Here is a 14568-nt window from a genome sequence, read left to right on the forward strand (position 1 = left end):
TGTAAATAATTAGGTGCTTTTTTGTTGTATAAAAAAAGCAGTGTTTAGTGTAGGGTTAAACAGCTGGTGGAGGCTTGTTTAAATGCTTAGGTGTAACTGTATTTTTAACCTTAGGCTTTTTGTAATTAGTTACGGTTTTAGCTTTAGTTCCGGTAAAAATATATGGCGTTACAATAGTTGTAAAACTATAGTTTGTAAAGGAAGTATGGTTGTTGGTAAAAATAAAATCACACTGCTCACAATGTACAATGGCAGTGCCATCGTCATCAGCGTGGTAGCTTAGCGTGTGTATGTTTTGAGATCCAAGTAACAGAAACCCAATCATTACTACGCTAAAAACCGATAATGTAATTTCTTTCAGCTTCATACGTTTTGCGAAAATACTTTTTTTAAAATGCAATAAAAATTGTATCTGGTAAAATTAACAAAATATTAATTGTTTTAAAGATAAGTAATGCAAATAAGTTTAGACCAACTTTTAAAAATAGTAATGATTCAAGAAATTATATTTGTTTATAATGCTAAATCCGGTATAGGTAATGCAATGTTAGATAGCGCCCATAAAATATTTAGCCCTTCTACTTATAATTGTAATTTGTGTAATATTACTTTTGGTGTTTTTACAGAGGATAATGTTTGGAAAAAATTTAGAAGTACGAATAATTTGGAACTTCAGTTTTTACACAAAGATGAATTTAAAAAGAAATTTGTTGGTAATGAGTTTGTAAATACTACGTTGCCAGTTATTTTTAAAAAGGAAAAAGGAGAGCTTACACCGCTTATTGCTGCGGACGAACTAAATGATTTAAAAAATTCTGTGGAGCTAATTGCTACTATAAAGGCTAAGTTGTAATTTTTATTTAGCAGCTGTTGCTTTAAAAAATTCTTCGTTAATACCGTCTATAAACTCTAAAACATCTTCTCTGCCCAAGTTATTTGCAGATGATGTTATAAAGTATTGGGGAGCGTCTTCCCAAATACCTTCTAGTAATGCATTAATGTAGTTGTCTGCTTGTTTTTGTATTACCTGTGGTTTTAGTTTATCTGCTTTGGTGAAAATTAGGGCAAACGGAATTTGATTTTCTCCCATCCACTCTAAAAATTCTAAATCAACTTTTTGTGGTTCGTGGCGTATATCAACCAAAACAAAGGCACAAACAAGCTGTACTCTTTCTTTAAAGTAGTCGGTAATGTATTTCTGAAATGTTTTTTTCTCTTTTTTAGAAACACGTGCATAGCCATAACCTGGTAAATCTACTAAAAACCAATTTTCATTAATTTTAAAATGATTTATCAATTGTGTTTTTCCTGGTCTTCCAGATGTTTTTGCTAAACTCTTGCGTTGCATTAACATATTTATTAAGGAAGATTTACCTACGTTAGATCTGCCAATAAAAGCATACTCTGGCAAAGGCTCGCTTGGGCAAGACTTTACGTTAGAGTTACTCATTACAAAGCTGGCAGATTTTATTTTCAAAATAAGTGTTTTTAGGTTTGGGCTTACAAACTACGTTTTTGTAGCCAGTTTTCTAGTATAGTATTAAACTCATCTGGGTGTTCCATCATTGGAGCGTGCCCGCATTTTTTAATCCAATATAAATCAGAGTCTGGTAATAGTTTATTAAAATCATTGGCTACATCTGGTGGAGTAACGGTGTCATCTTCACCCCAAATAATACAGGTTGGTGTGTGCATATTTGGTAAGTCTTTGGCCATATTATGTCTTATAGCACTTTTGGCAATTGCTAATGTTTTTACCAATTTAATACGGTCGTTTACGGTAGCAAATACTTCGTCTACTATTTCTTTTGTGGCAACCTCAGGGTCATAAAAAACATCTTGTGCTTTTTTCTTTATAAATTCATAATCACCCCTTCTTGGGTAGCCATCTCCCATTGCGCTTTCGTATAAACCAGAGCTGCCTGTTATAACTAATGCCTTTACAGTCTCTGGGTATAATTTAGTGTGTAATAAACCTATATGTCCACCTAAAGAGTTGCCTAGTAAAATAACGTCTTTTAGCCCTTTATGGGTAATAAATTCTTGTACAAATTTCGCAAAACTTTTTACAGTAGTTTTTAGTAGAGGTTTGTCGTATATAGGTAATTCTGGTACTAAAACTTTGTATCCTTTTGCAGGAAAGTGTTCCATAACACCTTGAAAATTACTCAATCCACCCATTAATCCGTGTAAAATAATTAGTGGTGTTCCTTCCCCAATCTCTATATATCTGTATTTGCCTTCTGTAATAATCTTTTCTTCCATTAATAGGATAGCTCTTATGCTATTAAGTAGCAAATATAGGCATTTCCATAAAAAGAATCGTCATTCTTTTTTGTAGATAAATTTAGATTTCTACCACCACATTACATCCTGTTTTTTAGGTTGTTAGTCTAAAAGTGGTGTTTAATGTGGGGAAACTTATTAACAATGTGGTATTTAGTGGTAAATTGTGGTAATATTTTTTATCTTTGATATCAGTTTTAAAATTCAGCTGATTTTAAATGGTAAACTTCATAGGAACATACGAGTGCAAAGCAGACGTTAAGGGCAGGGTAATGGTACCCTCAGCTCTTAAGAGTCAGATGGCCAGTGTTCTAAATAAAGGTTTTGTTATAAAACGTTCTGTTTTTCAGCCTTGTTTAGAGTTGTATCCTATGGAAGAATGGAATCTTCTAATGGAGAAGATGAACAAGAAAAACCGCTTTAAAAAGAAGAACAACGACTTTATTAGACGTTTTTCTGCAGGGGTTAAAATTGTAGAGTTAGATGCCACAGGGCGTTTATTAATTCCGAAAAATTTAGTAGAAATAGCAAATATTACCAAAGATGTGGTTTTAAGTTCTGCTATAAATATTATTGAAATTTGGGATAAAGATAGTTATGAAAAAGTAATTGAGGAAGACGCAGAGAATTTTGCGGATTTGGCAGAAGAAGTAATGGGAGGTGAAGAAGATGAGTTATCATAATCCAGTTTTGTTAAAGGAGTCTGTAGATGGACTAAGTATTAAGGAAGACGGAGTGTATGTTGATGTTACTTTTGGTGGCGGAGGACACTCTAGAGAAATTTTGAGTAGGCTTGGAGAAAAAGGTAGGCTTATTGGTTTTGATCAAGATGAAGATGCGCTTGCTAATGCTTTAGATGATGATAGGTTTTTATTAATTAATGAAAATTTTAGGTATATACGTCAATTTTTGAAATTTCATGGAATTCGCAAGGTCGATGGGATTTTAGGTGATTTTGGGGTTTCTTCTCATCAATTTGATAAGGCAGAAAGAGGGTTTTCTACTCGTTTTGATGCTGATTTGGATATGAGAATGAGTCAGAAAAACACAGTTTCTGCTTTTGATGTGGTTAATAATTATGAGTATGATGATTTAAGAAAAGTGTTGTTTCAGTATGGCGATTTAAGAAATGCTAATGCTATGGCAAATACTATTGTAGATTATAGGCAGCAAGGAGAAATAAAAACTACAGATCAGTTAAAGCAGGTGTTAAAAAAGTTTTTGCCAGCTTTTAAAGAGCATAAAATTTTGGCTCAAATATACCAGGCAATTCGTATAGAGGTTAACCAAGAGATACAAGTTATTAAAGAATTTTTAGAGCAAACTAACGATTTGTTGGAAGTTGGTGGTAGGTTAAGTTTAATAAGTTACCATTCTTTAGAAGATAGGTTGGTTAAAAGGTATATAAGAGCTGGTAAGTTTGAGGGCGAGCCAGAGAAAGATTTTTATGGTAATGTAGATGTGCCGTTTAAAAAAGTGGGTGGTTTAATAGTGCCGTCTAAGGATGAAATTGCGCTAAACAACAGGGCAAGAAGTGCAAAATTAAGAATTGCAGAGCGTAAGTAATGAGAAAAGGATTGTTAGACATATTAAAAGGAAAGTTTTTAGTGAGTGGTGATGCTCCTAAAAATTGGATGTTTATCCTGTTTGCATCTTTTTTAGCTGCTTTAATGATAGCTAGTGCGCATAGTGCAGATGCTAAAGTGCATAAAATTGCGGCTTTAAGTGAAGAGGTAAAAGAGTTGCGTAGCCAGTTTTTAGATGGGCGCTCTAATTTGCAGGAGCTTAAGCTAGAATCTTCAATTGTAGAAGAGGTGAAAAAAAGGGATTTGTACCCGTCAGAGACACCACCAAAAAAAATAAGAGTAATACCAGTTAAGTAGTGGCTACATCAGAAAAAAACATATTAACTCGTTTGTATATAGTTGCAGGCTTTCTGTTTCTGTTTGCTATTGCTGTGGCTGTAAAGCTAGTTAGCATACAAGTAGTAGATGGTGATAAATATCGTAAACTGGCAATGGACCGTACAGAGCGTGTTTTTGTAATTGAACCTAATAGAGGTAATTTAATTTCTGATGATGGTAGCTTGTTGGCTACATCTGTAAATAAGTATACTATTAGGTTTGATGCTGTAACAGTACGTAACTCCGATTTTAATGATAACATAAAACCATTGTCTGATGCTTTGGGTAAAATGTTTCAGAAACCTTCATCTTATTACCAGCAACTATTAAGAAAAGCAAGGTCTAATAAAAATAGGTATAAACTTATTGCGCGTAACTTAGATTATTCTGATTACATAAAAATTAAAAAATTTCCGCTATTTGAAAAAGGACCTAATAGAGGTGGACTTATTGTTGAGCAAAAAACTGTGCGTGAGCATCCGTTAGGTAAAATAGCAGAGCGTAGTGTTGGTTATGAGCGTGTAGATGATGAAGGGCATTATACTAGAGTTGGTTTAGAAGGTGCTTTTGGTGAGTATCTGCGAGGTGAAGAGGGTAGACGTTTAAAGCAGAAAATAGCAAAAGGACAGTGGAAACCTATTGGACCAGATAATGATGTGGAGCCAAAAGATGGTTATGATGTTGTTTCTACAATAGATATTAATATACAAGATATAGCTCACCACGCCTTGTTGGGTCAGTTAGAGAAATACAATGCAGATCATGGTTGTGTAATTGTAATGGAAGTTGCTACCGGTGAGGTAAAAGCAATATCTAACCTGGGTCGTACTAAAAACAATACATATTATGAGCGTCTTAACTATGCGGTAGGAGAGTCTTCTGAGCCTGGGTCAACATTTAAGTTAGTGTCTATGGTAGCTGCATTAGAAGATAAAATTATAGACACCAGTACGGTTGTTGATACAGAAAATGGACGTTGGAAAATATACGACAGAACAGTACGCGACTCTAAATGGGGTGGTTACGGTAAAATTTCTTTTGGAAAGGCATTTGAGTATTCTTCAAACACAGCGTTTGCTAAGGTTATACATAATGGGTATAAAAATAATCCAGAAAAATTTGTAGACCGTTTAATGGAAATGAACTTAAACCGAGATTTGGGTTTGCCAATTAAGGGTGAAGGAAAACCTGTTATTAGGTATCCGGGAGATAAAGGTTGGTCTGGTATTTCATTAGCTTGGATGTCTCACGGGTATGAGGTGTCTTTAACGCCACTGCAAACATTAACTTTTTATAATGCTATTGCTAACGGTGGGGAAATGGTAAGGCCAAGGTTAATAAAAGAGGTGAAAGAGTGGAATAAAACTATTTATAAGTTTGATAAAGAGGTTATAAATCCGTCTATATGCTCCAAGGAAACTGTTAAAAAAGTACAGGCTTTATTAAAAAATGTGGTAGAGAGTAAAAAAGGAACGGGGCATAAATTGTATTCGCCTAATTTTTCAATGGCAGGTAAAACAGGTACGGCTCAAAAAAACTATGTGGCTAAAGATCCAAATAAATTACAGTATATATCCTCTTTTGCGGGTTATTTTCCGGCAGATGAACCAAAATATTCTTGTATTGTGGTAGTGCATGACCCAGATAAAAAAGCGGGTTTTTATGGAGCAGATGTTGCTGGGCCTGTATTTAAGTCTGTGGCACATAAAATATATGCTACATCACCAAAAACAGATATAGTTAAAGGTTTGGCGGTTAGTAGTAAAAAGTTAAATGGAGATTATGAAGCTTACTATAAAAGTGTTCAAAAAAAATACAGAACGGTTCCTAATGTAAAAGGAATGAGTGGTATGGATGCTGTATCTCTTTTAGAGAATATGGGTATAAAGGTAGTAGTTAAAGGGAACGGAAAAGTAAAAGCACAATCTGTGGCTCAGGGAACAGCTGTAAACGGAGTGTCTAAAATAACGTTAGAATTATCGTGAAATTATTAAAAGACATATTATACGGTGTAGGTATTGTTGCTGTAAATGGCACTACAGATACTATGGTTAATGCTATATGTTTTGACTCTAGAAAAGTAGGGTTAGATGATGTGTTTGTAGCTGTAAAAGGAACACTTGTAGATGGTCATAGTTATATAGATACCGCTTTAAATGCTGGTGCAAATGCTATAATATGTGAAACTATGCCAGTTAACCTGGTTAATGGTATTACATATGTACAAGTAAAAAATGGTAATGCTGCCTTGGCAATAATGGCTTCTAATTTTTACGGTACGCCGTCTAAAAATTTAAAACTAGTTGGTGTAACTGGCACTAATGGTAAAACCACTATTAGCAGCTTGTTGTATCAATTATTTAAAAAGGCAGGTTATAAAGTAGGTTTGTTGTCAACCATTAAAATAATGATAGATGATAAAGAGGTTAAGGCAACACATACTACTCCAGATGCAATAACCATAAATAAGTCTTTGGCAGAAATGAGTGAAGTCGGAGTTGAGTTTTGTTTTATGGAAGTTAGTTCTCACGGTATTCATCAAAAAAGGATAGAAGGTTTAGTTTTTGAAGGTGCAATTTTCACTAATTTATCTCATGATCATTTAGATTATCACAAAACTTTTGCTGAATATAGAGATACTAAAAAATTGTTGTTTGATGGTTTACCAAAATCAGCTTGGGCATTAACTAATATAGATGATAAAAACGGTGCTGTTATGTTGCAGAATACAAAGGCAAAAAAACAGACATACGCATTAAAAACATACGCAGATTTTAGAGCTCAAATATTAGAAAACCAATTTAGCGGACAATTGCTAAAGATTGATGATAATGAGCTTTGGTCTAAATTAATTGGAGATTTTAACGCCTACAATATGCTTGCAATATATGCAACTGCACAATTGTTAGGATTAGAAAAAATGGAAATTTTACGTCTTTTAAGCGAATTAGAAAACGTAGACGGAAGATTTCAATATTACATTTCTAGTAATAATATTACAGCTATAGTAGATTATGCTCATACTCCGGATGCTTTAAAAAATGTACTGAACACTATCAATGCATTGAGGACAGGAAATGAAGACGTTATCACCGTTGTGGGGTGTGGTGGCGACAGAGACAAGTCAAAACGTCCGGTTATGGGTCATATTGCTTCAGAAATGAGTACAAAAGTTGTTTTTACATCAGATAATCCAAGGACTGAATCTCCTTCAGAAATTTTAAGGGAAGTAGAGGCTGGTGTAGAAGCACAAAATACGCGCAAGGTGTTAACAATAGAAAATAGAGAGCAGGCCATAAAAACGGCTTGTCAGTTAGCACAACCTAAAGATATTATTTTAATAGCAGGTAAAGGTCATGAAACATACCAAGAAACTAATGGTGTGCGCATAGATTTTGACGATTATAAAATTGTAAAACAATTACTAACAAGTTTAGAAAAGTAAAAGCTAGTTATACAACACACAATATATGTTATACTATTTATTTGAGTTTTTAGAAAATGAGTATCAATTGCCTGGAGCAAGTCTGTTTCAGTTTATCACGTTTAGAGCTGCTATGGCAATAATTGTGTCTTTGTTAATAGCTACTGTTTACGGTAAAAAAATTATTCTTTTTCTTCAAAAAAAGCAGATAGGAGAAACGGTTAGGGATTTAGGTTTAGACGGACAAAAACAAAAAGCGGGTACACCAACAATGGGAGGCTTAATTATTATTATGGCTACTTTAATTCCTGTTTTATTGTTTGCTAAGTTAGATAACGTTTACATTTTACTATTAATAGTAACAATGCTTTGGATGGGTGTTATTGGTTTTGTTGATGACTATATAAAAATATTTAAAAAGGATAAAGAAGGGTTAAAAGGAAAATTTAAAATTCTAGGTCAAGTTGTGCTTGGTTTAATAGTAGGTTGTACTCTTTATTTTCATCCTGGCGTAACTATTAAAGAAAATGCAATTGCAGGTATAGCAACTAAAGGATCTGTAGTAGCACCAGTTGCTGTGCCAGAAATTAAATCTATGGCTACCACTGTGCCGTTAGTAAAAAATAATGAGTTAGACTATACCAGTCTTATTTCTTGGATGGGTGATGGCGCAGAAGATTACGCTTGGTTAATATTTATTCCTATTGTAATTTTTATTGTAACTGCTGTGTCTAACGGAGCTAATTTAACAGATGGTATAGATGGTTTAGCTGCTGGTACATCGGCCATTATAGTTTTTACGCTTGGTATTTTTGCTTGGGTATCTGGAAATATAATTTTTTCAGATTATTTAGATATTATGTTTATTCCTAGATCTGGAGAATTGGTAGTTTTTATAGCTGCTTTTGTAGGTGCGCTTATTGGTTTTTTATGGTACAATGCTTATCCGGCAAGTGTTTTTATGGGAGATACTGGTAGTTTAACTATTGGAGGCGTAATTGCGGTTATTGCTATAATTGTTAGGAAAGAGTTAATAATTCCTGTTTTATGCGGAATTTTCTTTGCAGAGTCCATTTCTGTAATGCTACAGGTAGGTTATTTTAAGTACACAAAAAAAATATCTGGTGTGGGTAAGCGTATATTTTTAATGGCGCCACTGCACCATCATTACCAGAAAAAAGGATATCATGAAAGTAAAATAGTAACCCGTTTTTGGGTGGTAAGCATCATTTTAGCAATTGTAACTTTTGTAACCTTAAAAGTAAGATAGGTGAAGAGGTTAGTCATTCTTGGTGGTGGAGAAAGTGGTGTAGGAACAGCACTTTTAGGAATAAAAAAAGGATACAAGGTGTTTGTGTCTGATAAAGGAAAAATTAAAGAAGAATATAAAAAAGTTCTTAAACATTTTGAGATAGACTGGGAAGAAGAACAGCATACAGAATCTAAAATTTTAAATGCAGATTTGGTTATGAAAAGCCCTGGTATACCAGACAAGGTAACTCTTGTGCAAAAATTATTAGCGTTACGTGTTCCTGTAATTTCTGAAATAGAATTTGCAAGCAAATATACAGATGCTACAATAATTGGTATAACGGGTAGTAACGGTAAAACTACCACAACAATGATGGTAAACCATATTTTAAAAGAAGAAGGTTTGCACGTTGGTATGGCTGGTAATATTGGTGATAGCTACGCTAAAATGGTATCAGAAAATAACTTTGACTACTATGTGTTAGAGATTAGTAGTTTTCAATTAGACGGTATTGTAGATTTTAAACCGCACATAGCCATTATAACTAACATTACGCCAGATCATTTAGATAGGTATAATTATGAGTTTGATAACTATATCGCATCAAAATTTAGAATAGCAGAAAACCAAACAGAAGATGACTATTTAATTTATGACGCAGATGATGAAGTGCTTGTAAGTTGGCTAGAGAATCACCCAGTAAAATCAAAATTAATACCCTTTTCAATAAAAAAAGAACTTGAAGAAGGTGCTTGTTTAAAGAATAATAAAATACATATAACGACCCAAAATAATACAATAGAGATGGCAACAGATAACTTAGCTTTAGAAGGTAAACACAATTTAAAAAATACAATGGCAGCTTCGGCAGCTTCTAAATTAGTAAACATAAGAAAAGCTACTATTAGGGCTAGTATAGAAAATTTTCAGGGTGCAGCTCATCGTTTAGAGAGTGTTTTAAAAATTGCTCATGTACATTATGTAAATGACTCTAAAGCAACTAATGTTAATGCAACATATTACGCATTAGAAAGTATGAAATCTGCTACCGTATGGATTGTTGGTGGTGTAGATAAAGGAAATGATTACAAGTCGTTAATGCCGTTAGTTAGAGAAAAAGTAAAAGCTATTATTTGTTTAGGAGTAGATAACTCTAAAATTATTGAAGAGTTTGGTAATGTTGTAGATCTGTTAGTAGAAACTAAAAGTATGAATGAAGCTGTAAAAATGGCTTATAAAATAGGTCAACGTGGAGATACTGTGTTATTATCTCCCGCTTGTGCTAGTTTTGATTTGTTTGAGAATTATGAAGATAGAGGTAATCAATTTAAAGCAGCTGTAAAAAGTTTATAATTAATAGTGTAAAATATAGTGTTAAGTTATTTTAAAAATATAAAAGGGGATAAGGCTATTTGGGGCATTGTTGCGCTATTGGCATTATTTTCGTTTTTACCAGTTTACAGTGCTAGTAGTAATTTAGTATATGTGGTTGGTAATGGTACTGCTGTAAGTCACCTAATAAAGCATGCTTTTTTGTTATTGCTTGGTTTTGGTATTATTTACGGTGTTCATAAAATACCAATGCACTTTTTTAAAGGTTTGTCTATTATTGCTATGCCAATTGTGCTGTTACTTTTGGGGTATACATTAGCGCAAGGTAAAACTATTGGTGGGGCAAATGCAAGTAGGTGGATAAATATTCCGTTTGTTGGTTTTTCTTTCCAAACATCAACTTTAGCGGCTGTTGTTTTAATGATTTATGTTGCTAGATATTTGGCTAAAATTAAAAATAAAGTGGTAACGTTTAAGGAGTCTATTCTTCCGCTATGGGTACCTGTCTTTTTAGTTGTAGTGTTAATTTTACCTGCCAATTTTTCTACAGCTGCAATTATATTTTTTATGGTGCTTACACTTACATTTTTAGGTGGTTATCCTTTTAAATATTTATTAGGTATAGTTGGTACAGGTTTGGCTTGTTTAGCATTATTTATTCTAGTAGCTAAGGCAGTACCGGATTTGTTTGATAACAGAATTGACACTTGGGAAAACAGAATAGCAAATTTTATAAATGGAGAAGACACCAGTGAAGATTACCAAATAGAACGTGCAAAAATAGCAATAGCATCTGGTGGTATTTTGGGTAAAGGATCTGGTAAAAGTGTGCAAAAAAACTTTTTGCCACAGAGTTCATCAGATTTTATTTATGCAATTATTGTAGAGGAATATGGTTTAGTTGGTGGTTTGGTAGTAATGTTTTTTTACTTATTACTATTATTTAGGATTGTGGTGGTTGCAAATGCAAATCCTACAGTGTTTGGTAAGTTGTTGGTAGTGGGTGTTGGATTACCAATAGTTTTTCAGGCGTTTATAAATATGGCAGTAGCAGTAGAATTATTTCCTGTAACTGGGCAAACCTTACCATTAATAAGTAGTGGAGGTACGTCTATCTGGATGACGTGTTTGGCAATAGGCATTGTGCTTAGTGCAAGTAACAAAAATCCAGCAAAAGAAAAACAAGTTGTAGATGAGTCTAACCCTTTAGATGTTTTAAGTGGGCAATTATAAATTTATATTATCTGGAGGTGGTACAGGCGGACATATATATCCGGCCATAGCAATAGCTAATCAGCTAAAGGAAATGTATCCGGATGCTGAGTTTTTATTTGTTGGTGCCAAGGACCGTATGGAAATGGAAAAAGTACCACAAGCTGGTTACAATATAGAAGGACTGTGGATTTCTGGTTTACAGCGTAAGTTAACACTTAAAAATATGCTATTTCCCTTAAAGGTTGTTAGCAGTTTGTATAAGTCCAACAAAATTATAAAAAAGTTTAAACCTAACGCAGTTATAGGTACAGGTGGCTTTGCAAGCGGACCACTATTACGCGTTGCTGCTGGTAAAAATATTCCTTGTGTGTTGCAAGAGCAAAACTCATATGCAGGTATTACCAATAAATTATTATCTGGTAAGGTTCAAAAAATTTGTGTTGCTTATGATGCTATGGAGCGTTTTTTTCCTGCTAATAAAATTATAAAAACAGGTAATCCTGTTCGTAAAGACTTGGTAGAAATGAAGGTTTCTAAACAAGAAGCTTTGGAGTTTTTTGGATTAAAACAGGATAAGCCAGTTTTGCTTGTTTTGGGTGGTAGTCTGGGAGCCAGAAGAATTAATGTGCTTATTAAAGAGCAGTTGCCATTATTTAAATCTTTGGGAGTACAGGTTATTTGGCAATGTGGTAAGTTATATTATGAGGAATATAAAGAGTGTCAGAATGAAAATGTTTTGGTGTTCGATTTTTTAAATAAAATGGATTACGCATACGCTGCTGCAGATGTAATAATATCTAGGGCTGGTGCTGGTTCTGTGTCAGAATTAAGTATTGTTGGTAAGCCGGTTATTTTTATACCGTCTCCTAATGTTGCAGAGGATCATCAAACAAAAAATGCCTTAGCGTACGCAGATAAAAATGCTGCCATTTTAATTAGAGAAAAAGAGTTACAAGATAATTTTAAGACTGTTTTTACAGATTTGTTTCAAGATAAAGAAAAACAGCTAGAGTTAGCTAAAAATATAAAAAAGCAAGCACTACCAAATGCAACAAAAAACATTGCTTTAGAGGTGCAAAAGTTATTAAAAAAATGAATTTAAAAAATATACATAGCGTTTACTTTTTGGGTATTGGTGGCATTGGAATGTCTGCCTTGGCTCGCTATTTTAAATTTATTGGGAAAGAAGTTGCTGGTTATGATAAAACCGAAACGCCTTTAACTAAAGAGCTTGCAGCATCTGGTATAGAAATACATTACAATGACAATGTAGATCTTATACCAGAATACTATAAAAACATAAACAATACTTTGGTGGTTTATACGCCAGCAATGCCTAAAAACCATACGGAGTTAAATTACTATTTGTCCAATGGTTTTTCGGTAAAAAAGCGTTCTGAAGTTTTAGGGATTATTACTAAAAATACATTTTGTTTTGGCGTTGCAGGTACGCACGGTAAAACTACAACATCTAGTATTTTAGCACATTTGCTACACGCTACAGGTACACCAATAACGGCATTTTTAGGAGGTATATCAGAAGATTTTAACAGTAATTTTTTGTTAGAGGGCACAGATTATTCTGTTGTGGAAGCAGATGAGTTTGATAGATCCTTTTTGCAACTTTCTCCCAACGTGGCTTGTATAACTTCTATAGATGCAGATCATTTAGATATTTATGGTACTGGAGACGATTTAAAAGATGCGTTTATTGCTTATACAAACAAATTAGAAGCTAACGGAAAATTGTTTGTGCGTAACGGTTTGCCATTAGATGGTATCACATACGGAATTGAAGATGACTCTGATTTTTGCATTACAGATGTGCAAATAAAAAATGGCTCTTATGTTTTTAATATAAAAACGCCAGATTCTGTTATAAACGGAGTAAAATTTAGCAAACCAGGGAGACATAATTTATTAAACGGATTGGTTGCTTTTGCAATGGCTTTAGAAGCTGGTAAATCTCCAGAGGTAGTTGCTGCTGCTTTAGGAACATTTAAAGGGGTGCAACGTAGATTTTCATACCGTATTAAAAATGAAGATTTTGTGTTTATAGATGATTATGCGCATCATCCTACAGAAATAAATGCGGTATATAATGCGGTGTCTGAAATGCATCCAGATAAAAATACAGTTGCCGTTTTTCAGCCACATTTATTTTCTAGAACAAAAGATTTTATAAATGATTTTGCAGCTAGTTTATCGCAATTTCAAAGCATTATTTTGTTAGATATTTATCCGGCTAGAGAAGAGCCAATAGAGGGAGTTACTTCTGAATGGTTGTTGGGTAAAATAAATAATCCAAATAAAAAAATATGTTCTAAAAAAGAATTAATTGCTGAGTTAAAAAAACAAAATCCAGAGGTGTTAGTAGTAATGGGAGCTGGTGATATAGGACAGGAGATTGATAATATTAAAAACGCTTTTGCAAAATGAAAGTAAACTGGAACTACATAAAATTGGTATTTCTGTTGCTCTTGTTATTAGGAGTGTATGCTTTTACAGGTGTTAGACATCAATCTAAAAAAATAGTAAAAACTAAAGTTGAGTTTTTAGGTGAAGACAATTTGTTTATAACTCAACAGATGGTTAATAAATTGTTAATACAAAATTTGGGAAGTCTTACAAACGTGCCAAAAGATGCGCTAGTTTTGAATAAAGTAGAAAAGGTTTTAGAAGCCAATAAAATGGTGAAGAGTGCTCAGGTTTATCTTACTGTAAATGGGGAACTTATATCTAAAATTGTACAACGTAAACCAATAGGGCGTATTCAAGGAAATTCAAATTTTTATTTGGATGACGAGGGTAAGCGTATGCCTTTATCTAGTAACCACTCTGCAAGAGTGCCAATTATTACTGGAAAAATTACAGATAATAGCCTTCAAAATTGCTTTGCTTTTTTGAATTTTATTAATTCTGATGATTTTTTAAAGAAAAATATTATTGGTATTCATATTGCAGATGAAAACGATTTTCAGCTTAAGCTTAGGTTAGAGGATTATGTAGTTAATTTAGGTAAGGTAGAAAATTTAAAAGCTAAGTTTAATAATTACAAAGCTTTTTATAGTAAAGCAATAAAAGATAAAGCTTTAGGTAGTTATAAAGCTGTTAGTTTAGAGTACAATAATCAAGTAGTGTGTACCAAAATTTAA

The 14568-nt window shown here is 33.4% G+C and carries 15 protein-coding genes; 12 read left to right on the forward strand and 3 right to left on the reverse strand.

Annotation, left to right across the window (positions count from 1 at the left end):
• Positions 1–55: 55 nt before the first annotated feature.
• On the reverse strand, positions 56–367 hold the full coding sequence (locus PBN93_RS09985) for a hypothetical protein (RefSeq protein ID WP_077407129.1): 312 nt from the start codon (positions 365–367) through the stop codon (positions 56–58).
• 87 nt (positions 368–454) lie between these two features.
• On the opposite strand from PBN93_RS09985, the gene PBN93_RS09990 reads away from it, so the two are divergent.
• Complete coding sequence (locus tag PBN93_RS09990) at positions 455–853, forward strand: GTPase (protein ID WP_245799651.1); 399 nt, start codon at positions 455–457, stop codon at positions 851–853.
• Between the two features lie 3 nt (positions 854–856).
• Here the strand turns inward: PBN93_RS09990 and yihA are convergent, their stop codons facing one another.
• A complete protein-coding gene (yihA, locus tag PBN93_RS09995; protein ID WP_077407126.1) occupies positions 857–1477 on the reverse strand; it encodes a ribosome biogenesis GTP-binding protein YihA/YsxC in 621 nt (206 codons plus the stop codon).
• A gap of 23 nt (positions 1478–1500) precedes the next feature.
• On the reverse strand, positions 1501–2265 hold the full coding sequence (locus tag PBN93_RS10000) for an alpha/beta fold hydrolase (protein WP_271080561.1): 765 nt from the start codon (positions 2263–2265) through the stop codon (positions 1501–1503).
• 239 nt (positions 2266–2504) lie between these two features.
• Between PBN93_RS10000 and mraZ the strand changes: the two genes are divergently transcribed.
• Genes mraZ through PBN93_RS10055 form a run of 11 tightly spaced genes read left to right on the forward strand, consistent with a single transcriptional unit; the run spans position 2505 to position 14568 of the window.
• Complete coding sequence (mraZ, locus tag PBN93_RS10005) at positions 2505–2969, forward strand: division/cell wall cluster transcriptional repressor MraZ (protein WP_013621581.1); 465 nt, start codon at positions 2505–2507, stop codon at positions 2967–2969.
• Positions 2956–3852 carry a 16S rRNA (cytosine(1402)-N(4))-methyltransferase RsmH gene (gene rsmH, locus PBN93_RS10010; protein WP_271080562.1) on the forward strand — a complete coding sequence of 299 codons (897 nt, stop codon included), beginning with the start codon at positions 2956–2958 and terminating at the stop codon, positions 3850–3852. The genes mraZ and rsmH overlap by 14 nt, the downstream gene beginning before the upstream one ends.
• Positions 3852–4169 (forward strand): FtsL-like putative cell division protein, encoded by a 318-nt coding sequence (locus PBN93_RS10015; RefSeq protein WP_013621583.1) that lies wholly within the window; start codon positions 3852–3854, stop codon positions 4167–4169. Before rsmH ends, PBN93_RS10015 begins: the two co-directional genes overlap by 1 nt.
• The gene (locus PBN93_RS10020; RefSeq protein WP_077407115.1) at positions 4169–6175 is read left to right on the forward strand and encodes a penicillin-binding protein; all 2007 of its coding nucleotides are present in this window, start codon (positions 4169–4171) and stop codon (positions 6173–6175) included. Before PBN93_RS10015 ends, PBN93_RS10020 begins: the two co-directional genes overlap by 1 nt.
• Positions 6172–7635 carry a UDP-N-acetylmuramoyl-L-alanyl-D-glutamate--2,6-diaminopimelate ligase gene (locus PBN93_RS10025; protein WP_077407112.1) on the forward strand — a complete coding sequence of 488 codons (1464 nt, stop codon included), beginning with the start codon at positions 6172–6174 and terminating at the stop codon, positions 7633–7635. Before PBN93_RS10020 ends, PBN93_RS10025 begins: the two co-directional genes overlap by 4 nt.
• 25 nt (positions 7636–7660) lie before the next feature.
• Positions 7661–8884, forward strand: a complete 1224-nt coding sequence (gene mraY / locus PBN93_RS10030) for a phospho-N-acetylmuramoyl-pentapeptide-transferase (protein ID WP_077407109.1) — start codon at positions 7661–7663, stop codon at positions 8882–8884.
• The gene (gene murD, locus PBN93_RS10035) at positions 8885–10219 is read left to right on the forward strand and encodes a UDP-N-acetylmuramoyl-L-alanine--D-glutamate ligase (RefSeq protein WP_077407106.1); all 1335 of its coding nucleotides are present in this window, start codon (positions 8885–8887) and stop codon (positions 10217–10219) included.
• Between the two features lie 18 nt (positions 10220–10237).
• Positions 10238–11431, forward strand: coding sequence for an FtsW/RodA/SpoVE family cell cycle protein (locus tag PBN93_RS10040; protein WP_077407103.1), 1194 nt, complete (start codon positions 10238–10240; stop codon positions 11429–11431).
• Positions 11418–12509, forward strand: a complete 1092-nt coding sequence (gene murG / locus PBN93_RS10045; RefSeq protein ID WP_271080563.1) for an undecaprenyldiphospho-muramoylpentapeptide beta-N-acetylglucosaminyltransferase — start codon at positions 11418–11420, stop codon at positions 12507–12509. Before PBN93_RS10040 ends, murG begins: the two co-directional genes overlap by 14 nt.
• On the forward strand, positions 12506–13852 hold the full coding sequence (murC, locus tag PBN93_RS10050; RefSeq protein WP_271080564.1) for a UDP-N-acetylmuramate--L-alanine ligase: 1347 nt from the start codon (positions 12506–12508) through the stop codon (positions 13850–13852). Before murG ends, murC begins: the two co-directional genes overlap by 4 nt.
• Positions 13849–14568 carry a cell division protein FtsQ/DivIB gene (locus PBN93_RS10055; RefSeq protein ID WP_077407094.1) on the forward strand — a complete coding sequence of 240 codons (720 nt, stop codon included), beginning with the start codon at positions 13849–13851 and terminating at the stop codon, positions 14566–14568. Before murC ends, PBN93_RS10055 begins: the two co-directional genes overlap by 4 nt.

The sequence above is a fragment of the Cellulophaga omnivescoria genome, assembly GCF_027915275.1.
GTDB classification, from domain to species: Bacteria; Bacteroidota; Bacteroidia; order Flavobacteriales; family Flavobacteriaceae; genus Cellulophaga; species Cellulophaga omnivescoria.